Raw genomic sequence first — 21541 nt, 5'->3', positions numbered from 1 at the left:
GGGCGCCGTGAGCGCCGTGAGCGCCGTGAGCGCCGTGGCCGCCGTGAGCGCCGTGGCCGCCCTCGCCGCCGTGGACCCGGCCGGGCCCGAACGACCGGCTCCTCGGCGAGGGCTTCGAGCGGCCCGGCGGGCGGGTCAGCCCGCCAGGGGGAGCGCCGGCGGCCGGTCCGGGAGGAAGCCGTGGGTGCGGCGGGCGAGGTGCTCGGCCTTGTAGCGGTCGACCGTGCGGTGCCAGTTCAGGATGCCCGCCATCCAGTGCTGCAGGTCGGTCACATAGCCCCGCATGACCTCGCGCGCCTCCTCCGAGAGCCCGAAGTCGTCGTAGACGACGGGCAGTTCGTTGGCGGCGACATGCTCGAACTGCTGCATGCGCTGGGTCATCAGGTCGTGGACGACACGCAGCGCCCGCGGGTAGTCGATGCCGAAGAAGTTCTGCACGACCAGGATCGCGTTGTGCACCTCGCCCTCGTACTCGATCTCCTTCTGGTACGAGAAGACGTCGTTGACCAGGCACGCGTAGTCGACGGCGGCGTTCTCCAGGGAGCGCACGGGTCCGCTGCGGTAGACCTCCGGCGGGACGGCGGGGCCGTGGCCCATCCGGCACATGCTCATGGTGAGGTCGGAGCCGAAGGTGGCGCGCCGCATCTCCAGGTAGTCGACCGGGTCCGGGACACGGTGCTGGATCTGGTTCACCAGCTCCCACACCCAGCTCTCGGTCATCACGTTCACGGCGTCCTTGAGGGTGCGCCGCTGGTCGGGCGTCATCTCGGCCGTGGTGCGGGCCCACAGGTCGATCAGGCCGCGTTCCATGCCGTTGACGGGGACGAGGGTCTGCTCGCCGTCGAGGGGCATGCAGTCCGACAGGCGGTGGGTGGTCAGGCGGGCGGCGGCGAGGTCGCGGCGGCCGCCGTAGACCAGGGGGTAGTAGTCGTCGCCGTAGGTCCCCCAGGCCAGCCAGTGCGAGCTGAGGTCGAGGGCCTCGGGACTCGCGTCGGGGTCGATGCCCGCGGAGCACAGGGGCAGGTCGGCGGCGGCGAGCCTGTCCTCGTCCCAGACGCCCTCCTGGAGCATGCCCATGCGGTGCATCCACTCGGTGAGGCGGGGGCGGGCGCCGGGCAGGTGCGGACTGAGCTCGTGCTGGAACGGCATGTAGAAGTCGGGCAGCAGGGACGGGCCGACCTTCTGGAACGGCACGTGCGCGTGTGCGCGCAGCCGCTCCGCGCCGGCCGCGGCGAGCAGGGCGCCCACGTCGGCGGCCGAGGTGCCGGGGCCGGTCAGGGACTGCCAGGGGGAGGTGGTCTCGGCGCGTGCGTTCATGTAGCGGCTGGAGCGCATGTGCCATTCGTGGCCGCCGGACTGCCAGTCCTGGAGCCCCTGCGTGTACCGGGCGACGGCGGTCACCTCCCCAGGCGCGAGACTCTTCTCCAAGGCGACCGCGGGGACCTCGGTGAGGGCTGTGTGCTCGAACTGGTGGAGACGGGAGGTGAGGACGTCGTTGACGGTGTCGGCGGCCTCCTGGGTGGTGCAGCCGAAGAAGGTCTCCAGGACCAGGACGCCGTTGCTGAGCTCGCCCTCGTCCTCGACCTCGCGCTGGTAGGAGAACAGGTCGTTGCGCAGGTGAACGGCGTCCGAGAAGGTCTCCATGAGCACCCGCAGGGGTCGGGTCCCGGCCACGGACGCCGGTACTTCGGCCGTCGCGTACTCCACGAGACCGGCCGACCAGGGGGCGCCGCCGACCTTGCGGCGCATCTCGATGTACTCGACGGGGTTGGCGATCCGCCCCTCGTTGATGTTCGACAGCTCCCACAGTGACTCGTTGAGCAGATGCTCGGTGGCGACGGCGAAGCGGCGGCGCCAGTCGGAGGACATCGACGGCACGGTGCGGGTCCACAGGTCGGCGAGGCCGGCCTCGACCGGGTTCTCCGGCTCGGGCATCGGGGTCGCCAGGTCCATCGGCATGAACAGGGGCAGCCGGTCCAGGTAGGCCTTTCCGCCGGCACGGTCCTGGGTGCGCTTGAAGATCTCCAGGAAGTGGTCGTCGAAGAAGAACACCCACACGTACCAGTCGGTGATGAGCGAGAGCGCGGGGCCGTCGCAGTCGGGGTGCGTGTAGGCGCAGAGCAGTCCGTAGTCGTGCGCGTCGAGGTCGGACTGCTCCCAGATCCCGGACCCCTCCAGCATGCCCATCTCGCGCGCCCACGTGGACGAGTGGGCGCGGGCCTCCTCGACGTGCGGGTTCAGTCGCGCGGGATACGGCATGTAGAAGTGCGGGAGTTCGAAGGGCTGCTGCGTCATGAGCCGGGCCCTACCCAGGGCTCTTCACAGGCATCCGCCGCGGCACACATGATCACACCATCGCGTGAATCGGGACGCCTGGGCTCACGGGTACCGCTACAGTGCCGGCACCGTCCGCGAGCCCCGACGGCCCGGACCCGTCCGGCGAACGGCTGTCCGAGGTCCGGCGAAGACCGCCCGAGGTCCGGCGAACCGCCCTCCGCGCGGCCGGAGTCGAACCGCTCGGCGAGCGCCCGCCGAGCATCCCCGCCCGCGCCGCGCGCCGCGATAGCACCCGTTCGAGCCGTGTCGAACTGCATCACCGCAATCAAGTCCCTTCTTGTCCACATGACATGAGAACCTGAGGACGGGAGAGGAGTTCGGACGTAGCCGTCGAGGTGTGTGCCGACAGGGGGGTCCTCGATGTTCGGGCCAGAGTTGTTCACCCAGACCGCTGCCGCCGCCGCGGGCACGATGGTCGGGCTGATGACCACCGATGCCTGGCAGGCGGCCCGGCAGCGGATGGCGCGGTTCCTGCGACGGGAGGACGTCGAGCGGCTGGACCGGGTCCGTGCGGCGCTCGACGCGGCTCCGCCGGCCCGGCAGGAGATCATGCTGCGGGAGCAACGGCAGGAGTGGGATTCCACCCTGCGCGGCCTGCTGGCCCGCGATCCCGCGATGTCCGCTCTGCTGAGCGAGTTCGTCCAGGAGTTCTCCGGCCTCGCGCGTCCGGTCTTCATCCAGGTCCAGCAGTCCCAGGCCCCGCCGGACCCCGTCCGGGTCCCGGGCGCGCTGACCGTCGCCCCTCCCCTGGGCCGGCTCGACCGCCGGGTGCGCGGCCGTGAGCCCCTGCTCGACACGCTCAAGCAGCTGGTGGGCAAGCCGACTTCGGGTGTGCGGGTGCTGCACGGCATGGGGGGCAGCGGGAAGACGACGGTCGCCCTGGAGATCGCCGCCTACGCGGCCGCGCTCAACGTGGACGTGTGGTGGGTGACGGCGAAGAACCCCGCCACGCTGAGCGCCGGAATGCGCGAGGTGGTGGCGGCGCTGGGCACCCCCGCGGACCTCATCGACCGTGCCTGGTCGGGGCGTTCGAGCGCGACCGACCTCCTGTGGCGGCGGCTGTGCGACACCGCGAACCCCTGGGTGCTGGTGGTGGACAACGCGGACGAGCCCGAACACCTCGCTCCCTACGGCCGGTTGGCGGAGGGCACGGGCTGGGTCAGGCCCGCCGCGGAGCTGCCGGGACTGGTGCTGATCACCAGCAGGGACAGCAGCCCGACGACCTGGGGGCCGTGGGCCACGCTGCACTCGGTCGACGCCCTGGAGGAGGACGACGCCACCGAGGTGCTGTGGGACCTCGCCGGGGAGCGGGCCGGTTCCCGGGAGGACGCCCGGCTGCTGACCCGGCGGCTCGGCGGGCTGCCGCTGGCCCTGCGCATCGCGGGCTCGCACCTCGCGGCGGCCTCGGCGTTCCCCGCCTGGCCGGGCACGACGACCGTGCGCACGTACGCCGACTACCGCGTGGCCCTGGACGAGCGCTTCGCCGAACTCCTCGACGAGCGCCCGCCCGGGCAGCAGGGCGGCACCTACTCCGTGCCGGTGACCGGCACCTGGGAGCTGTCGCTGGACCTCCTCGAGCGGCGGGGCATCGTCCAGGCCCGGCCGCTGATGCGGCTGTTGTGCTGTCTGGGCGAGGCGCCGGTGCCGCTGGTGGACCTGTTACGGCCCGACCGGCTGGCGGCCTCCTCGCTGCTGCCCGGTGTCACACCCCAGGAGCTGTTCACCGCGGTCACCGCGCTCGCCGACTTCGGCCTGGTCGAGCTGCACACCCCGCGTGGCGGGGACGACCACGCCCGCACCCTGCTGATGCACCCGCTCGTGCGGGACGCCGGCCGGCTTCAGCGGGACCTGGCCGAGCACATGAGGGAGTACGCGGCCGCGATAGCCGATCTGGTGGTCTGCGCCACGGCCGGGCTGAGCGAGGACGACCCCCGTGACTGGCCGCGCTGGCGGCTGCTGCTCCCGCACTGCGACGCCCCGCTGGCCCTGATCGGCGACCCGTACGAGGCGGAGGACGACCTGGTCTCCAAGGCGCTTCGGTCGGCGGCGGCCGGGGCCCGGCATCTGATCCGGAGGGGCTGGCTGGACCGGGCGGAGGAAGTGCTCGGGGCGTGCGAGCCGGTGGTCCTCGCGTGCGGCCCACGCGACCCCGACGCGCTCGAAGTGCGGTCCGCCGCAGCCCATCTGCTCCATCTGCGCGGCCGGCTGTCGGCGGCCGAGTCGCTGCTGCGTACCGTCCTTGAGGACACGCGAGCCCTGTTCGGCGACGCGGCCGGTGAGACCGCCGACGCCCGGTACGCACTGGCGAACCTGCTCAACGGCCGGGGGCGCCCGGTCGAGGCGGAGACCGAGTACCGCGCGGTCCACGCCACGCGCCGGACCCTGCTGGGCGAGCGCGATCCGCGGACCCTCGCGGCCCGCAAGGGCGTGGCCTGGATGGCCCGGTACCGAGGACTGCTCGCGGAGGCCGAGGAGGAGTACCGGCTGCTCCTGGACGCCTACCGGGAGACCCTGGGCGCGAACCACCCCGACACCCTGGTCACCCGGCACGAGATGGCCCAAGTGCTGCACGAGCGCGGTATGTTCCGGCAGGCCGAGCAGGAGCTGCGCCAGACGCTCGGGGTGTGCGCGGACGTACTGGGCGAGCGCCACCCGAGCACGCTCGCGGTGCGCCACGACCTCGCGGACGTCCTGCGCGACCGCGGCCTGCTCGTGGAGGCCGAGCAGGAGTTCCGTACGGTGCTCGGGCTGCGCGCCGACGCCTACGGCGAGGATCACCCGGAGACCGTGGCCGCCCGGCACGGCCTGGCCACCGTGCTGCGCGACCGGGGCTGGCCCGGTGACGCGGAGACCGAGTTCCGGGAGGTCTTCGAGGTCCAGCGTCGGCTGCTCGGCGACATGCACCCCCACACCCTGGTGGTCCGGCACAACCTCGCCGACCTGCTCATGGAGCGCGGCCAACTGGAAGCGGCGGAGACGGAGTTCAGGGAGGTGTACGCGGCGCGCCGGGAGGTGCTCGGCGAACAGCACCTGCTGACCCTCTCGGTACGGCACGGCGCGGCGCACGTCCTGCACCTGCGGGGCCGTACCGACCGGGCCGAGACCGAGTACCGCACGGTCCTGGCGGACTGCGTGGAGACCCTCGGCCCCCGCCACCCGGGCACGCTCGCGGTCCGGCACAACCTCGCCGACCTCCTCAAGGACCAGGGCCGACTCGCCGCGGCGGAACAGGAGTTCAGGGAGGTCTACGAGGCCCGGCGGACCGTACTGGGCGAACAGCACCTGCTGACGCTGTCCGTACGGCACGGCGCGGCGCACGTCCTGCATCTGCGCGGGCACGTCGAGCAGGCGGAGGCGGAGTACCGGACGGTGCTCGCGGACTGTGTGGAGACGCTGGGACGGCGGCACCCCGGAACCCTGGCGGTCCGGCACAACCTGGCCGGACTGCTCTGCCTCAAGGGCGAACTGCGCGCCGCCGAGGTGGAGTTCACGGAGGTACGGGAGGCCTGTGAGGAGGTGCTGGGACTACGGCATCCCCGGACCCTGGCCGCCCGGGAGGCCCTCGCCCGTCTGCGCTCCGGGAATCAGGCGCCCAGGGACCCGGACTCGGCGGCGGGCTCGTAGCCCGGAAAGCGCGCGGGGATCTGCGCGAGGTCCCACAGGGCGAGAACCTTGTCGTCGTAGAAGTCGTCGGACTCGTCGTCGTCGATGACCTGGAGGGGCTCGGGCAGTCCGAAGGGGGCCAGCCGGAGGTTGATCGGCCGCCACCAGCCGGTGACGATGTCGGTGTTGGCGGCCGTCCGGGAGAAGGTCGTGGTGAGCAGGTAGCGCGAGCCGCTCTCCCGGAAACGGGTCAGCGCCTCCACCACGTGCTGGTAGGAGAAGTGCACGAGGGCGTCCCGGCACACGATGAGGTCGACGCGCGGCACGGGCTGGGCGGTGAAGTCGAGCAGCTGGAACTCCCGCCCCGGACCGGGGTGGTCGGCGCGGTTGGCCGAGACGAGCTCCGCGACGACGTCCCCGCCGAGGTAGGAGGCGCCGTGCAGGTCGACGTACCGCATCCAGTTGAAGTCGCCGCACGGCGCGTCCAGCACGGAGCGGACGCCCAGGTCCTCGACGAGTGCGCCGAGCCGGCCGATCACCCGCTTCATGCGCTGCAGTTCGGAGCCCGGTCCGGAGCGGGTCTCGTCGGAGCCCCAGCGGTTGGTGCGGTAGATGTCCGTGAACACGTCGTGCAGGTCGGCCTCGTCACGGGCGTCGGTGACATCGACGTAGCGCCGTGCGTCCACGTCGTAGACGGGCTCCCCTGGATTGCTCACGTACCGCGGGGTCAATGACGTCCTCTTTCGCTGCCCGTCGGCGGGACGTAGGGCAGCCCACCGGTACAACTCGGCAGCATAACGCTCCTCAGGGCCGGACCTGGATCAGCGCACGGGTCCCGCCGGTCCGCCAGCGCTGCCCATCCGCCTCGACCAGCGCGGCCTCCGTACGCTCGTCGAGCCCGGTGATCACATCGGACTTCAGTGTGCGCAGGGCGGCGAGCGGCCCCGGGAAGTGGGCGGTCACATCGGCGAAGGACGTCGTCGGGGCCCACCAGCGATCCCCCACCAGGCGCCGGTAGTTGAGGTCGCCCTTCAGCACGGTCAGCGCGGCCCCGCCGATCTCCGCACGAAGGTCGTCGGGCATGTCCGCGTAGGGCAGCGGGGCGCAGGAGAAGGCGTGCGCGCGGACGCTCAGCCGCCCGTCGCCCATGGCGTCCCACAGCCGGCGCCCGTAGGCCGCGGCCTCCCCCGGTGCCCGCACGAGCCGGCGCAGCGCGTCGACGACGTCGGCGGTGGTGGCGTCGGAGACGTAGTAGGGGTACGGCTTCACGTGCAGCAGAGCCCGCTCGATACGCCCGTGTTCGAGGAGGTGGGCGATGAGGAGGAGATCGGGGATCAGCTCGCGCCCGGCGTTGTCGGCGATGAGGCAGAGGGTGCCGGCGCCGTCGAGCAGTGCCCACAGCCGCTCGCTGTCGTCGGCGACCAGGTCGGACACGGCGTCACGTTCCTCGGCCCCGCCGTCGGAGAGCCGGAACCCGAGGTCGGCGCGGTTGCCCCACAGCGATCCGTGCAGCAGGGCCGCGCCCTGCTCCTCGGCCGGCCGCAGGGCGAGTTCGTCCAGCGCGGCCAGTTCCTGGTCCGTCTCCGGGGAGTCGAGTTCGGCGAGCTTGGAGGGCCTGAAGGGGTCGATGCCCTGCCAGGGGCCGGGCCCGAAGTAGCCGACGGCGTCGAGGAGTCGGCGGTAGAAGTAGCTCTCGGACCAGAGCCAGGGCACGTCGAACCAGGACTGACCGAGATGGGTGTCGATCCCCCACTCGCCCCACGCCCCGTCCGGGAGCGGCTCGATCACGCCCTTGGTGCAGCTGTCGAGCAGGGCGTCGAGAGCGCGGTGCTGTCCGGGGCCGTAGGGGAACGCCTCCCGCACCTGCGCGATGATCGCGGGATGCCGCTCGGCGAGCACGCTGTGGGGGAAGGAGCCGGGTTCATTGGCGAGGACGACAGCGGCGCTGAGAGACATACGCCGACTGTAGCCACCTCTCACGCACCCCTCGACTCCTGCTCCAGCTGACTCACCAGAGCCAGGTAGCGGGCCCGGCGGGGAACCGGCACCAGACCCCGGATCATCACGTGCCACATCTCGGCGAGTCGCCGCGGCTGGCGCCCCACCGGCTCCAGATGCCGTCCCACGACCCGGGTCCCGACGAAGAAGCAGACCAGCGAGTGCGCCACCGCGTCCACGTCGGTGTCCGGATGGAGGTCGGACTCCTTGACCGCGCCCTGCAGTCTCCCCGTGGCGAGGTCCAGCCACTCCGTGAACGGATGCCGCAGCGGCGGCCGCACCGCGACTCCCCCGGTGGCGAGCCGGAGCCCGGCCCGCAGCACCGGCCCCTCGACCGACAGCCGCGCTATCCCGAAGGTGATGCGGACCAGTGCCTCCAGTGAGGTGTACCCCCGGGCGTCCACGTCGCCCGCCACCTGCCGCGAGGCCCGGGACTGGATCTCCATGATCGCGTGGGCGAGGTCGTCCTTCGCCGCGAAGTGGAAGTACAGCGCGCCCTTGGTGACTTGGGCGTGCTCGACGATGTCGCTGAGACTGGTCGATTCAAAGCCACGGCGGTCGAACAGATCGGCGGCGGCGGTGATGATCGTCGCTCGGGTCTGTTCAGCGCGTAACTGCCTCGGCATCGACTGCACACTCCTGGTACGGAAAAGAACGGGTCATGCCGTTTGTTTCTCACTCCCTGTACACGATATCTCACCCTTCGGCGACACCCACCCGGCACTCGAAGACCACGGATTCCCCTTGCAGCGCTACGAGTTGTACGTCGGCGCCGCCCTCCTCGCTCACTTCCATCCGGACCGGCCGGTCGAGTTCCGCGTACTGGTGGAAGGCGGCATGGAAGGAGAAGGGCACCCGGGGCGGCATCCCCTTGTGTGCGCGTGCCGCCTGGCGGGCGGCCTCCAGGAGGAGCATGCCGGGGATGTGGTCCAGCGGGTGGTCGAAGAAGACCGGGTGTGCGGTATCGACCCGGAGCAGCCAGCGGCCGGGGCGTCCCGCGGGCGACAGGAGGACGTCGGCGCTCAGGGCCCGCCCCACCGCGGCGGCGGGCAAGGGCGGGGGCAGCGGTCGCGGCAGCCGCAGGGCACCGACGTCGGCGGTGCGCCCTCCGCGCAGTCGGCGGTAGACGGACTCGTTCGTCCAGGTCACGGCGATGTGGCCGGTGGCGACCCGCTCACCGCCCAGGCGCAGGTCGGCGTCGTAGCGGAGCGCGGCCGGGCGGCCGGCACGGCGGCGGACCTCCGTGACGGTGATGTCGATGACGGGCTCGGCGGGGGCCGCGCCGACGGCCAGGTGTTCGGGGCGCGTGTCGACGCGCAGCTCCTGTAACACGAACTGGTGACCGAGCGGAACCTGGTACGCCGCGTGGGCGAGCAGCGCCCCGCACTGGCGGACCGTTTCTGCAATCAACAGCGGCTCGTAGGCCGAGCGGTCAGGGGACACGTGTAACTGATGGGCGCGCGGCCACTGGGCGGTGATGGTGAACCGGTCGGCGTCGAGCCCGTCGGTGTGCACCCGCGTCCAGCCGGTGAGCAGGATCTCCGCGACGGCCGCGCGGTGCACGAACTCACGTGGGACGGTGGCGGTCAGGAGCCCTGACCCGGCCGGGGCCTGCGTGAACCGCCGTGACTCTGGCATGTTTCCCCCTCGTTCCCCCGAAGCGATGACGGACGGTGAGGTGCCCGTGTCGGTGAGCGATAGAGTACGAGGGATTCCGGTCTGTTTTCAATGTGACCTGATCGAGACCGGACGAGATCCGAACTCGGCGCATGGGAGGGGTTCTTATGGCGAGACAGGAGCGCGCCATCAGGACACGCAGGACGATCGTGGAGGCCGCGGGTGCCGTCTTCGACGAGCACGGGTACGCCGCGAGCACCATCGCGATGGTGCTGGAGCGGGCCGATGTCACCAAAGGCGCCCTGTACTTCCACTTCCCCTCCAAGGAGTCCCTGGCCCAGGCCGTGCTCGACGAGCAGTTGTCGCTGGGTGCCGTACCGCCGCATCCGTGCAAGGTGCAGGAGATCGTCGACATGACGTTCGTCTTCGGGCAGCGGCTGCGGACCAACGCGCTGCTGAAGGGGAGCGTGCGGCTGACGGTGGATCAGTGCGCGCCGCCCGGCGTCGATCACACGGGGCCGTTCCGGCAGTGGAGCGAGCATCTGGTGGCGATGCTTCAAGAGGCCCGGGAACAGGGCGAGTTGCTGCCCACGGTGGAGCCGCGGGACACGGCGGACCTGCTGGTCGGGGCGTTCGCCGGGGTGCAGCTGATGTCACGGGCGCTGCACGGACGGGAGGATCTCGGGCACCGGATCTCCGTGATGTGGGCCCATCTGCTGCCGAGCATCGCGGTGCCGGGGCTGCTGATCGGCCTCGACAGCCGCCCCGACCGCGGGGCACGGGTGCTGGCGTCCGTCGGGAGCGGTGAACTGGTGGGCGCCGAGGCGTGATCGGGGCGGGGCCTTGCGACGGGGGCCGAGCGGTGCGCCGGTGTGACGGGAGCTGAGCGGGCCGGCCCTTCCGACGAGTGCCGAGCGAGGTGGGCCCGTGTGACGGGTGCCGCACGAGGCGGCCGGTACTACGGATGCCGCACGAGGCGGCCGGTACGACGGGTGCCGAATGAGGTGGGCCGGTGCGGCGGATGCCGAGTGAGGTGGGCCGGTCGGTGCCCCATCCGCACCGGCCGGCCCACCTCGTCGGGGGAAGGTCGCTCAGAAGGTGAGCTTCCAGCTGTTGAGCGTGCCCGTGTCCTGGGCGGCCGTGTCCTGGACGCGCAGCTTCCAGGTGCCGTTGGCCGTCTCGGAGGAGGCATTGACGGTGTAGGTGGTGTTGACGTTGTCCGCGGAGTCCGAGGAACTCGCCGCCTTCAGGCTGTACACCGTGCCGTCCGGGGCGACGAGGCCGATCACCAGGTCACCGCGGTAGGTGTGGGTGATGTCGACGCCGACCTGCAGGGTCGAGGGGGCGTTGCCGCTGCGGCCGCTGACGGCGATGGAGGACTCGATCGCGGAGCCGTTGTCCGGGACGGCGACGGCGGTGGTGCTGGAGAAGGTCGTCCCCGTCGTCGTACCGCCGCCGCTCACGGCCGCCACGGTCTTCGCCGCGTCCGCGAGGCCCGCGCCGCAGCCGCCCGAGCAGGCGCCCGGCAGCGGACGGGCGTTGTTCTTGATGGCGGTCTCGATCTGCGCCGGGGTCAGCGAGGGGTTCGCCGACTTCACCAGCGCGACCAGGCCCGCGATGTGCGGGGTGGCCATGCTGGTGCCCTGGTAGTAGGCGTACGACTCCGAAGAGGGCGTGGACGCACCGGAGTTGAGCGTGGACAGGATGCCGTTGGCGGTGCCGGTGCTGGTCTGGCCGCCCGGCGCCGAGATGTCCACCAGCGAGCCGTAGTTGGAGTACGAGGCCTTGGCGCCGGAGCGGTTGGTGGCGGCGACCGAGATGATGTTGTTGCAGTTGCCCGGGGAGTGGCCGGAGACGTTCTCGTTGTCGTTGCCCGCGGCCACGACGACGGTCGTACCGCGGCCGACGGCATTGTTGATGGCGGTCTGGGTCGCCGAGGTGCAGGCGCCGTCGCCGCCGAGGCTCATGTTGATGACCTTGGCGACGTTGGTGTTGGCGGGCACGCCGGAGACGGTGCCGCCGGACGCCCAGGTGATGGCGTCGATGATGTCGGAGTCGTAGCCGCCGCACTTGCCGAGGACGCGCACCGGGGAGATCTTCGCGCCGTATGCGATGCCCGCGACACCCTTGCTGTTGTTGGTGACCGCGGCGATGGTGCCGGCGACGTGCGTGCCGTGCCAGGAGGAGCTGGAGGCCGGGATGCCCGAGCCGCACTCGTTGGCCGCGTAGTAGTCGCCCGGGTCGGCCGGGTTGCTGTCGCGGCCGTTGCCGTCGACGGAGACCGCGGTGTCGGAGATGAAGTCGTAGCCGCCGACGATGTTCGCCGCGAGGTCCGAGTGGGTGACGTAACCGGTGTCGATGACGGCGACGGTGACCCCGGTGCCGGTCGACGTCGGCCAGGCCGCCGGCACGTTCATGCCGGCCGTGGACTCGAACAGGTCCCACTGCTTGGCGTACTCGGTGTCGTTCGGGTCGGCCTGCGGCTTGTTGAGGCGGTCCGGCACGACGTAGGCGACCTGCGGGTCGGCCTTGAACTCGGCCACGGCGTCGGCGACTTCGGCCTTGCTGGGGTCCGCGCCCAGGTCGACGAGGGCGGCACCGGTGCCGAGTCTGCGCTGGAAGTCGGCGTCCTTGGCGGCGGCGTCGGCCTCGGCGGCCTTGTTCGACGTGGCCTCGGCGGCGCCGGACTTGTAGCCGACGATGAGGCGCTCGGCCTGGACGCCGGGAGCCGCCTCGGTGAGCGCGGCCGGGACGGCGGCCTGCTGGACGGGGGCGTCCTGGGCGGCGGCGACGGAGGCCGTGCCGACGGAGAGCAGGGCCGCGGAGACGGCGGCGGCGGATATCAGCTTCCGCCGGAGGGAGGGGGAGGTACGCAAGGGCTTGCCTTTCGTAGCCGTGCTCCGGGCAGCGCGGAGCGGCAGTCGATCGCTTCGTCGATGAAGCGGCGGGGGGGGTGAAGCCAAGAGCGCGGCGGCCGGCCGGAGGGGGAGAGCGTGACCCGTTCGGGGTTACCTGGGAGTCAGCTGTGGTCGAACGATAGGCAAAGAGAAGGTCATGCGGATACAGGGGAAACCCTTGACCCGGCCGGGAACCCACCCTCTGCGATGGCCGGTTGACCGCGGATGGCCGCTTTGCCCGCGTCTGAACGCGGGCGAACGACGTCCGCTCGCGGGCGAACGGAGCCGGCTTCCGGGCGAACGACCCGGCGCGCCGGTGAACGCGGGCGGCTGCTGCCCCGTACTGCACGGAAGCCCGTCGTTCCCGCGCCGCCCGAGGAGGCGTTCCGGATGGCCCGGATGCCCTGGACAACCGCCCGTCGTACGAGTGCGGCGCTCGCCGCCCTGAGCCCGTTCCTGCTGACCGTGTTCGCGGCGGCGCCCGCGCAGGCCCACGGGGCCCCCACAGATCCGGTCAGCCGGGTCTTCGCCTGCTCCCCCGACGGCGACTCCACGGGCACCACCGCGTGCCGGGCGGCCGTCGCGGCGAACGGCTCCGCCTTCACCGCGTGGGACAACCTGCGGGTCGCGAACGTCAACGGCCGGGACCGGCAGACGATCCCCGACGGAAAGCTGTGCAGCGGCGGCCTGCCCGCCTACCAGGGCCTCGACCTGGCCCGCTCCGACTGGCCGGCCACGCGCCTGTCTCCCGGCGCGACCCTGACCATGAAGTACGTCTCGACGATCCCGCACACCGGGACGTTCCGCATGTACCTCACCGAGCCCGGCTACGACCCGTCGAAGCCGCTGAAGTGGTCCGATCTTCCGGAGCAGCCGTTCGCCCAGGTGAAGGACCCGGCGCTGACGGACGGCGCGTACCGGATCAGGATGACGCTGCCGAAGGACCGCACGGGCCGGCAGGTGCTGTACACGATCTGGCAGAACACCAGTACCGCGGACACGTACTACTCGTGCTCGGACGTGGTGTTCCCGGCGGCGGCCGAGGACAAGGGTGCCGCGGCGGGTGCAGGGGCCTCCCCGACGCCGTCGAAGAGTGCGAAGAAAGAGCCCGCGACGAGTCCGGCGCCGACCACGCCGGCCGCCGTTGCCACGCCGGCACCTTCCGTGGCCCGTTCGGCGGCCGCGGCCGTTCCCGACTCCACTCCGGTGGCCGCCGACGCCGATCCCGGCTCCGGACCCTCCGCGCCCATGCTGGCGGGCGGCGCCGCCGGGGTGTTGGTACTCACCGGCGGCGCCGCCCTGGCGCTTCGTCTGCGTCGACGCTGAACTACGTTGCTACGAGGTTCAGTTGACGTAGACCGGCTGGCCGTCAGCGGTCACCGGGCTGTACTTCGCGGTCCAGAACCCGCTGGCGGGGCACAGCGAGGAACCGGACGTCCGGCTGAACTGCTGGTTGGCGAACTTGATGCTGTTGTCGGTGTTGTCGGCCGTGCCGGACAGGCCGGACGCCGCCTGGTAGACACAGCTGACGCTGCCCAGCAGGGTGCGCAGCACGACGGTGGTCTGGATGGCGGAACCGCTCGCCGGGGTCACGGCGACGGAACCGTCGGAGGACACGGCGGTGGTGTACGGCAGGTTGTTCACCGTGATGCTGGTGACGCCGAGGACACCGACCACGTTGGAGGTGCAGCTGCTGAAGGTCTGCCCGGTCAGGGACTCGGTGGCGGTGCCCGGCGCGGTGGGGTTGCTGCCGACCGTGGCGGTGAACGTGGAGGCCGAGCAGGTGATGCCGCTCGTGCCCGTCGCGCTGGAGTAGAGGGTCGCGGTGGTGCCGCTCGCCAGGGACGCGCTGATGGTCGAGCCCTCGGCGACGTTGGGGCCGCCGACCGAGCCGGTGGTGAGGACCGCGACGTCGGCCGCCGCGGCGGGGGCGGACGCGGCGACGGCCACGGGAAGCGCGAAGGCGGCGGCAGCGGCGGTGAGGGAGAGCAGAGAACGCATACGCATGCGGGGTTGCCTCTTTCCTGAGGTGAGGGTGGGTGTGGGGGGCGCGGACGCGCGTCGGCGTCCGCCGTTGCCGACCCGTCACGCCTTCTCCGTACGTGACGGACCGGCAACGGCATCCGGCCGGCGGCGACCGGGCGCCCCATGGGGGAGGGCTCCGGCCGGGCCGGGCGAGAGGTGGCGAGCCCGGCACGGCCCAGGGGGGAAGCGGCCGGTTCGGGTGCCGTGGAGGGTCGGACTCGGGCGGTGCGGAGCCCGTGCTGGACAGATGGTCCGGGAAACGTGGGCAGGTGCCGCCCGACAACTTGGATCCGGCGCCACGGATCCGGGGGAAGCCAGGGAGAGTTGTAGACCTGATCATCCGTCAACGTCAAGGTGCAGAAGGGGAGTTGATCATCGATCGACTCTTTTTTCAGGTGGCAGGGACGTTGTGGATCACAGGTGGCACATAATCAACACCCTTTACTCACAACTTGCTTGACCCATGAGCGTAACCGCCGGTAACTTCCGTGGCATTACTGCGGAGTACGGGAAAGCCCTTGCAGCCGCCGGGGGTTGGAAGAACACGTGCGCCGCAGCCGATGTCCGCGCCAGGACACCAAGCCACTGAAGCCGTAACACCGCACGTGAGCCCCACTTGCGTTGACTATGCCCCTGGGAGCAGCACATGGCCTCGTCCGTCGGCACCACCTCCGAGACCCCCGAAAGCGGTTCCGCACCCGAAGCCCCCGACACCCCCGCCAGACGCGGGCGGGTCCGGGGTCGCCGGGCCGCGATCATGGCCGTGCCGGCCGTCGCGATCACCGCGGGTCTCGCGATCATGACCGCCGAGGGTGCTCTGGGCGTCCAGTTCGCCATCTCCGGCATGCCCTTCACCGTCACCGCGGAGAACCTCGACGGCACCGGGTTCGAGCAGTTCGGCGGCCTCGACAACATGGCGGAGAACAGCCCGAACGCCGGCGACAGCGGTGGTCAGGTGCTGGTCGTGACCTCCGCCATCAAGAAGGCGACGCTCAGCAAGCTGTGCCAGAGCGTCGACCTGGGCGGCACCAACCTGCTCATCAAGGCGGGCCAGGGGAAGGACAAGGTCGAGGCGACCGACCTGACCACGGACTCGACCGAGCTCACCGGTAACGCCTCCTTCGACAACATCGAGATCGGCAACGACGCCAGCACCCTCACCAAGGCGGGTGTGAAGGGTCCCATCGGCGTGTTCAGCCAGCAGGCCGACACCGTGCACATCGGTGACCTGCGACAGACCAACTACGCGACCACGGCAGGTGTGTTCAAGCTTCCCGGCCTCAAGCTCAGCTTCAGCGACAAGGGTTGCTGATGGCGAGCCAGGAGCCGGCGAGCGGGCACGAGCCTCAGGACGGGCAGCTGTCTGTGGCCGGCCAGGACGCGTTCACCCGCTGGGTGAACGGGCGCCCCTTCTTCGGCGGACTGTGGCTCACGCTGGGCGGGGCCTGGATCCTGCTCACCATGAAGGCCTCGATCAAGGTCGTCATGCACGTCGGGATGCAGGGAGTGGCGGGCTACCTCCTGCCGACCATGATGATCCTGGTGGGTCTGCTGACCCTCTTCAGTCCGGCGCAGCGTCTGTTCTACTCGATCGTCGGCGTCCTGTGCTCGATGGGCACCTGGCTCACCTCGAACCTGGGCGGCTTCATGGTCGGCCTCCTGCTCGGGGTCGTGGGCAGCATCCTCACCTTCGGCTGGCTGCCCGACCAGGAGCCGCGGGTGAGCCGTCGCGAGCGGCGCGGGCCGGCACAGCAGGCGCCGCACGACGGCCCGGCGACCGAGACGGGACCGACCGGTACCGACACGGCTCAGGCCCACATGGCCGCAGGTACCCCGCAGACCGCACAGTGACCCGGATGCGCGGGCCGTTCCCGCAACCGGCTCGCGCATCCGCCCTCCCGGGGCTCCGCGCGCAGGCCGCCCGTCACACGCCGGGCAGCCTGCGCGGTTCGACGCGTTCCTCGACCGCCGTGTCGCCGTCGCGCGTGACGACGTAGGCGCCCTTTCCGGGGACCTCGGTCACGGCCTCGACGAGTTCGGTGCCGCGGTAGACCAGCCCGACGCCGTCGTCCGTGCAGTGGGTGGCGGGCAGGGTGCCGTCCGCGACGAGCCGGTGGATCAGGGGGCGACGGCCCGGGTCGCTGTCGTAGTGCACCCCGTTGCCGTACGGCAGAAAGCCCAACGCGTCGGTCAGCGGCCTGAGTTCGGGGCCGTACGAGTCCGTGGTGCCGCCCTGGAACCAGCACAGGGAACCCGCGCTGACCCCGCTGAGCACCACGCCGGACTCCCAGGCCCGGCGCATGATCCGGTCGAGGCCGTGCACCCGCCACACGGCGAGCAGGTTCGCCACCGAGCCGCCCATGACCCACACCACGTCCTGCTCCAGGACGGTGCCCTCGACGTCGTCCAGGTTGGGCATGGGGAACAGCTGGAGCGGTGTGAGATCGAAGCCGGCCACCCGGGCCGCCTCGTGCATACGTGCCGTGAAGTGCTCGGCGTCCCCGATGGCCGTGCCGACGTACATCACGCGCGGCCTGCGGCCGTGGGCGCCGGAGAGCTCGACGGCGTGGTGCACCAGTGCGTGGAACGACACCATGGTGCGACCGCCGGTGCGGTGCCCTCCCGAGGTGGCGACGATCGTCGGTTGTGAGGCCATTCCCGTGATCATAGTCAGCGGCCCGGCGGGGAGGGACGGGAACGGGGACGGGGACGGGGACGGGAGCATGCTCGACGGGGCGGGCGCCGTTCAGCCGGATCGCCTCGGTGCCGGACGTCTCGGTGCCGGACGTCTCGGTGCCGGATCGCCTCGGTGCCGGACGTCTCGGTGCGGACCCTCGCGAACGCAACCCCGCTACCGCCACCTCCCTGTGCGTGCTGACGTGAAGATCATTACGATGCGGAACCGAGAAGCCACTACAAGGGGCTGATCACTTGACTACCGGCGGTCACACGCGGTTGGCTCCTGGCCAGTGAAAGTCACCCGGCCGACGCGCCCGCGTTCCGGCCACCCTTTCGCGTTCCGCCTGCTAGGCCGCACAGCGAGGTGCCGCACCCATGAACACTCCTCCCCCACCTCGGACTTCCTCGAGATCCCTGCGCGTGGCCGCCTTCACCTCCGTCGTCCTCCTGCTGCTCGCCGGCTGCTCGGGCGCCGGTGACGACTCCCGGCTCGACACGGGCACGGCGGAGCGGGCGGGCGCCGCAGGGCTGAGGATCGCCCTGATCACCCATGCCGGCAAGGACGACGCCTTCTGGGAGCGGGTGCGCAAGGGCGCCGAGGCCGCCGCCGCCAAGGACGGTGTCGAGCTGACGTACGCGAACGACCCCGACTCGACGGGCCAGGCCCAGCTGGTGCGCGACGCGATCGGCGACCGGGTCGACGGCATCGCGGTGACCCTGGCCAAGCCCGCCGCGATGAAGGCACCGGTGGCCGCGGCGCGGGCGGCGGGCATCCCGGTGGTGGGCCTCAACTCCGGTATCGACGCCTGGAAGTCGCAGGGGGTGCTGCAGTACTTCGGCCAGGACGAGATCGTGGCAGGCGCGGCCGTCGGGAACAAGCTGAACGGCCTGAAGGTCAAGCACGCCCTGTGCGTCATCCACGAACGGGGCAACGTGGCCCTGGAGGCGCGCTGCGCCGGCGTGAAGAAGACGTTCGGCGGCGAGACCGAGAACCTGTACGTGGAGGGCACCGACCCCGAGGCCGTGGACGCGGTCCTCACCGCCAGGCTGCGGCAGGACTCCGACATCGACGAAGTCGTCACCCTCGGCGCGCAGTTCGCGCTGGACGCCGTGGACTCGGTGCAGGCCGCCGGCAGCAGGGCCCGGGTCGCCACCTTCGATCTCAACGACGACCTGGTCAAGGCGATCCGCTCCGGAAGCGTGCAGTTCGCGGTGGACCAGCAGCCGTATCTGCAGGGCTACCTCGCGGTGGACTCGCTGTGGCTGTACAGGACCAACGGCAACATCAGCGGGGGCGGCGTGGCTCCCGTGCTCACCGGTCCCGCGTTCGTCACCCGGACGAACGTCGCCTCGGTCGCGAAGTTCGCCGCCGCCGGCACCCGGTGACCTCCCCTGTGACCCCCGGAACGGCCCACCCCGTTCTCCCTGACCGCCCAAGGACGACCATGCCCGACCGGAAAGGTGCCCGGCGCCGCCTCGGCTCCATACGTCTCTCCCTCATCATGCTGGCGCTGGTGCCGAGCGTCACGCTCACCGCGATGTGGGCCGTGACGACCAGCCAGTTGTTCTCGGAAGGCCTACGGCTGCGCTCGCAGACCGAGCTGAGCAGGTCGACCGGTGCGATGGGTACCGAGGCCACGCTCGCGCTGCAGGGGGAACGCGCGGTGTCCGCCGCCTGGTTGGCCGAGGTGCCCGGTTCCCGGGCCGCCCTGGACGAGAAGCGCGCGGCCACGGACGCGGCGGTCGCCAAGCTGGTGCGGCAGTCCGACGAGATCCAGCGGGCGCCCTCGCGCGTCGCCGACCAGCTGTACTCGGTCCTCGGCTCGGTGGGCAGCCTGGAGTACTACCGCGACCAGGTGGACCGCCCCACCGACATCACCGCCCAGCAGGCCCTCGACCAGTACACGTCGATCATCGATGACCAGATCCACGCCTTCCAGCAGCTCTCGCAGGTCGACGACGGCGACCTCACCTCTCAGGCCGGGCCGCTCGTCGCGCTCGAACACGCGGCGGAGCTGACCTCGCAGGAGGACGTGGCGCTCACCCTGGCCTGGCCGTCCGGTCATCTCGACGAGAACGCCTGGGAGCAGTTCGTCCAGCTGGTGAACACGCGCCGGTGGCTCGTCGAGGACCAGATCGTGCCCGCGCTCAGCGGCAGCGCGAAGACACAGACCGAGCGGATCCTGACGAGCGCGGACTGGCGCACGCTGACGGCGGTCGAGGACCAGGTCCTCGCCGCGCGGCCCGCCGACGGCACGGGGCGGGTGGCCCTGCCGGACGCGGGGAAGCGGTGGACGGCCGCGATGGAGCGGGTCTCCGTCAGTTACACCGCCCTGATCCGGCAGCAGACCTCCGCGCTGCTGAACCGGAGCGCGGACAAGGCGCACGAGCAGCTGCTGACGGCGGCCTCGCTCAGCGCGGGCGGGCTGATCGCGCTGCTGATCTGTCTCGTGATGTCCTGGCGGATCACCCGCTCGCTGTCCCGGCGGCTGCGCGGCCTGCGCGAGGCCACGCTGGGTCTGGCCCAGGAGCGGCTGCCGGACGTGGTGGCCCGGCTGGAACGCGGCGAGAAGGTCGACGTGGACCGGGCCGCGCCCGAGCTGGACTACGGCTCGGACGAACTCGGGCAGGTGGCCAAGGCGTTCAACGCGGCACAGCGGACGGCCGTGGTGACCGCCGTCGAACTCGCCGACACCCGGCGGGGGTTCCAGAAGGTGATCCTCGGGATCGCCCGGCAGAGCCAGAACCTGGTCAACCTCCAGCTCAGCCGGCTGGACACGCTGGAGCGCGAGCACCAGGACCCGGACGTGCTGTCGGGGCTGTACGAACTCGACTCCACGGCCAGCCAGTTGCGGCGGTACGAGGAGAACCTGGTCATCATCAGCGGCGGGCAGCCGCGGCGCAGCTGGACCGAACCGGTCGCGCTGATCGACATCCTGCACAGTGCGGTGGGTGAGGTCGCCGAGTACCAACGGGTGCAGGTGCACACGGAGGAGGAGGTCTGTCTGGCCCCGCCCGCGGTGGCGGACGTGATCCACCTGCTGGCCGAACTGATCGAGAACGCGACGCTGTACTCGCCGGCACCGAGTCCCGTCGGGGTGCGGGCCGCGCTGGTCGGCAAGGGCCTGGCCGTCGAGGTCGAGGACCGGGGCCTCGGCATGTCGGAGGACGAGTACACCGCCTTCAACGCCCAGCTGGCCGAGGAGCCCAAGTTCGACGTGGTCGCGCTCGCCGACGATCTCCGCCTCGGCATGTTCGTCATCGCCCGCCTCGCCAACCGGCACGGCATCCAGGTGACCCTGCGCGCCTCGCCGTACGGCGGAACGACGGCGATCGTGCTGATCCCGCACGAGATCGTCGTACGGGAGGAGGACGAACCGAAGACCCTGCCCGGACCGACGGCTCTGGAGCTGGGAGCCGCGACGCGGGGAGGACGTACGGAGAGCGGCGGCGGAGCCCTGGTGGGCGCGGGGCACGCGGAGAGCGGCGCCGGAGCCCCGGTCGGCTCGGGGTACGCGGACGGTGACGCCGAGGGCCCGGCCGCTGCGGGCCGCGTGCCGGGAGCCGTGGAGGCCGACGGCGCCGAGGGCACGGAAGACGTCCCGGACACCGGCGACCCGGCCGCAATCACGGGCCCCACTGCGGCTTCCGGGGACGCGGCAGGCTCGGCGGGCGTGGGGAGTTCGGGTGCCCCTGCTGCCGCCGTGGAGGCCGGGAAGTCGGGCGATCCGGCTGCCACCGTGGAGGCCGAGAAGTCGGGCGATCCGGCAGACGGCTCCGCGGGCACCGCCGGTTCGGGCGATCCGGCAGACGGCTCCGCGGGCACCGCCGGTTCGGGCGATCCGGCAGACGGCTCCGCGGGCACCGCCGGTTCGGGCGATCCGGCAGACGGCTCTGCGGGCGCCGGGGGTTCCGCCGACCGTCCGGGCGGGCTTGCGCCGCTCCCCCGGCGGGTGCCGCAGACCAGTCTGGCGGTCGAGCTGCGGGAGGACGCCCCGGCTGCCTGTGAGGAAGAGGGCGCCGACGAGTTCACCGCCGACCACGCTGCCTCCTCGCTCGCCGGATTCCAGCGCGGGACGCTCCGCGCCCGGGACGAGGACGACCTCTCGGGCACCCCGGAGGACCTGACGGCGGGGGCCGGACCGGCGGACGAACCGAAAGAGGCGCCCTCCCCCGGGGCCGACCCGCACGGCACCCCCGACCCGCACGGCACCCCCGAGGACACGGCACCCGAGGACACGGCACCGGCAGACCGCACCCCCTCCCCCGGCCCCCCGACCACCCCCGGCGCGCAAACCCCGCTCCACGCCGAAGAGGTCCTCCCCGATGGTCCGCCGCCCGACGTGGCCGTCGCCGCCCGTACTCCGCATACCGATCGCTCGTGA

General features: G+C 71.6%; 15 protein-coding genes. 7 read left to right on the top strand and 8 right to left on the bottom strand.

The genetic code is table 11. From position 1 onward, the window contains the following. Nucleotides 1-135: 135 nt before the first annotated feature. Complete coding sequence (gene cyc2 / locus IOD14_RS11320) at nt 136-2295, bottom strand: germacradienol/geosmin synthase Cyc2 (RefSeq protein WP_212670173.1); 2160 nt, start codon at nt 2293-2295, stop codon at nt 136-138. A 402-nt stretch (nt 2296-2697) separates the two neighbouring features. Between cyc2 and fxsT the strand changes: the two genes are divergently transcribed. Next, the gene (gene fxsT, locus IOD14_RS11315) at nt 2698-5961 is read left to right on the top strand and encodes an FxSxx-COOH system tetratricopeptide repeat protein (RefSeq protein WP_212670172.1); all 3264 of its coding nucleotides are present in this window, start codon (nt 2698-2700) and stop codon (nt 5959-5961) included. On the opposite strand, the gene IOD14_RS11310 is transcribed toward fxsT, so the two are convergent. The 4 genes from IOD14_RS11310 to IOD14_RS11295 all read right to left on the bottom strand — a co-directional run bounded on the left by IOD14_RS11310 (nt 5922) and on the right by IOD14_RS11295 (nt 9576). Beyond that, complete coding sequence (locus IOD14_RS11310; RefSeq protein ID WP_249125897.1) at nt 5922-6656, bottom strand: class I SAM-dependent methyltransferase; 735 nt, start codon at nt 6654-6656, stop codon at nt 5922-5924. The two genes, fxsT and IOD14_RS11310, sit on opposite strands and share 40 nt — an antisense overlap. An 88-nt stretch (nt 6657-6744) precedes the next feature. After that, nucleotides 6745-7896, bottom strand: coding sequence for a damage-control phosphatase ARMT1 family protein (locus IOD14_RS11305; protein WP_212670170.1), 1152 nt, complete (start codon nt 7894-7896; stop codon nt 6745-6747). Nucleotides 7897-7916: 20 nt separating this feature from the next. After that, a complete protein-coding gene (locus tag IOD14_RS11300) occupies nt 7917-8564 on the bottom strand; it encodes a ScbR family autoregulator-binding transcription factor (RefSeq protein ID WP_212670169.1) in 648 nt (215 codons plus the stop codon). 70 nt (nt 8565-8634) lie between these two features. Next, entirely contained in the window at nt 8635-9576 is a 942-nt protein-coding gene (locus IOD14_RS11295) for a ScbA/BarX family gamma-butyrolactone biosynthesis protein (RefSeq protein ID WP_212670168.1), read from the bottom strand. A 146-nt stretch (nt 9577-9722) separates the two neighbouring features. Between IOD14_RS11295 and IOD14_RS11290 the strand changes: the two genes are divergently transcribed. Beyond that, nucleotides 9723-10385, top strand: a complete 663-nt coding sequence (locus IOD14_RS11290) for a ScbR family autoregulator-binding transcription factor (RefSeq protein ID WP_123992266.1) — start codon at nt 9723-9725, stop codon at nt 10383-10385. A gap of 261 nt (nt 10386-10646) precedes the next feature. On the opposite strand, the gene IOD14_RS11285 is transcribed toward IOD14_RS11290, so the two are convergent. Further along, on the bottom strand, nt 10647-12431 hold the full coding sequence (locus IOD14_RS11285) for a S8 family serine peptidase (RefSeq protein WP_123992265.1): 1785 nt from the start codon (nt 12429-12431) through the stop codon (nt 10647-10649). Between the two features lie 411 nt (nt 12432-12842). Between IOD14_RS11285 and IOD14_RS11280 the strand changes: the two genes are divergently transcribed. After that, nucleotides 12843-13778 (top strand): lytic polysaccharide monooxygenase, encoded by a 936-nt coding sequence (locus IOD14_RS11280; RefSeq protein ID WP_123992264.1) that lies wholly within the window; start codon nt 12843-12845, stop codon nt 13776-13778. A gap of 18 nt (nt 13779-13796) precedes the next feature. Here IOD14_RS11280 and IOD14_RS11275 read toward each other — a convergent pair whose 3' ends face one another. After that, the gene (locus tag IOD14_RS11275) at nt 13797-14459 is read right to left on the bottom strand and encodes a Tat pathway signal sequence domain protein (protein WP_174269265.1); all 663 of its coding nucleotides are present in this window, start codon (nt 14457-14459) and stop codon (nt 13797-13799) included. 664 nt (nt 14460-15123) lie between these two features. Between IOD14_RS11275 and IOD14_RS11270 the strand changes: the two genes are divergently transcribed. Together IOD14_RS11270 and IOD14_RS11265 are read left to right on the top strand one after the other, a co-directional pair. Next, nucleotides 15124-15789 carry a DUF6230 family protein gene (locus tag IOD14_RS11270; RefSeq protein WP_123992263.1) on the top strand — a complete coding sequence of 222 codons (666 nt, stop codon included), beginning with the start codon at nt 15124-15126 and terminating at the stop codon, nt 15787-15789. Continuing rightward, on the top strand, nt 15789-16328 hold the full coding sequence (locus IOD14_RS11265) for a DUF6114 domain-containing protein (protein WP_212670167.1): 540 nt from the start codon (nt 15789-15791) through the stop codon (nt 16326-16328). The genes IOD14_RS11270 and IOD14_RS11265 overlap by 1 nt, the downstream gene beginning before the upstream one ends. A gap of 73 nt (nt 16329-16401) precedes the next feature. On the opposite strand, the gene IOD14_RS11260 is transcribed toward IOD14_RS11265, so the two are convergent. Then, a complete protein-coding gene (locus IOD14_RS11260; protein WP_212670166.1) occupies nt 16402-17133 on the bottom strand; it encodes a peptidase E in 732 nt (243 codons plus the stop codon). Nucleotides 17134-17531: 398 nt separating this feature from the next. On the opposite strand from IOD14_RS11260, the gene IOD14_RS11255 reads away from it, so the two are divergent. Beyond that, entirely contained in the window at nt 17532-18542 is a 1011-nt protein-coding gene (locus tag IOD14_RS11255) for a substrate-binding domain-containing protein (RefSeq protein ID WP_123992260.1), read from the top strand. A gap of 59 nt (nt 18543-18601) precedes the next feature. Then, nucleotides 18602-21541, top strand: a complete 2940-nt coding sequence (locus tag IOD14_RS11250) for a nitrate- and nitrite sensing domain-containing protein (RefSeq protein ID WP_249125896.1) — start codon at nt 18602-18604, stop codon at nt 21539-21541.

It is taken from the genome of Streptomyces sp. A2-16 (genome assembly GCF_018128905.1).
In the GTDB taxonomy this organism is placed as follows: domain Bacteria; phylum Actinomycetota; class Actinomycetes; order Streptomycetales; family Streptomycetaceae; genus Streptomyces.
This window is presented reverse-complemented; position numbering and strand designations above follow the sequence as displayed.

Coding starts and splice junctions, on each gene's coding strand:
- cyc2 (WP_212670173.1), bottom strand. CDS start 2,295: ATGACGCAGCAGCCCTTCGAACTCCCGCACTTCTACATGCCGTATCCC.
- fxsT (WP_212670172.1), top strand. CDS start 2,698: ATGTTCGGGCCAGAGTTGTTCACCCAGACCGCTGCCGCCGCCGCGGGC.
- IOD14_RS11305 (WP_212670170.1), bottom strand. CDS start 7,896: ATGTCTCTCAGCGCCGCTGTCGTCCTCGCCAATGAACCCGGCTCCTTC.
- IOD14_RS11300 (WP_212670169.1), bottom strand. CDS start 8,564: ATGCCGAGGCAGTTACGCGCTGAACAGACCCGAGCGACGATCATCACC.
- IOD14_RS11295 (WP_212670168.1), bottom strand. CDS start 9,576: ATGCCAGAGTCACGGCGGTTCACGCAGGCCCCGGCCGGGTCAGGGCTC.
- IOD14_RS11290 (WP_123992266.1), top strand. CDS start 9,723: ATGGCGAGACAGGAGCGCGCCATCAGGACACGCAGGACGATCGTGGAG.
- IOD14_RS11280 (WP_123992264.1), top strand. CDS start 12,843: ATGGCCCGGATGCCCTGGACAACCGCCCGTCGTACGAGTGCGGCGCTC.
- IOD14_RS11275 (WP_174269265.1), bottom strand. CDS start 14,459: ATGCGTATGCGTTCTCTGCTCTCCCTCACCGCCGCTGCCGCCGCCTTC.
- IOD14_RS11270 (WP_123992263.1), top strand. CDS start 15,124: ATGGCCTCGTCCGTCGGCACCACCTCCGAGACCCCCGAAAGCGGTTCC.
- IOD14_RS11265 (WP_212670167.1), top strand. CDS start 15,789: ATGGCGAGCCAGGAGCCGGCGAGCGGGCACGAGCCTCAGGACGGGCAG.
- IOD14_RS11260 (WP_212670166.1), bottom strand. CDS start 17,133: ATGGCCTCACAACCGACGATCGTCGCCACCTCGGGAGGGCACCGCACC.
- IOD14_RS11255 (WP_123992260.1), top strand. CDS start 17,532: ATGAACACTCCTCCCCCACCTCGGACTTCCTCGAGATCCCTGCGCGTG.
- IOD14_RS11250 (WP_249125896.1), top strand. CDS start 18,602: ATGCCCGACCGGAAAGGTGCCCGGCGCCGCCTCGGCTCCATACGTCTC.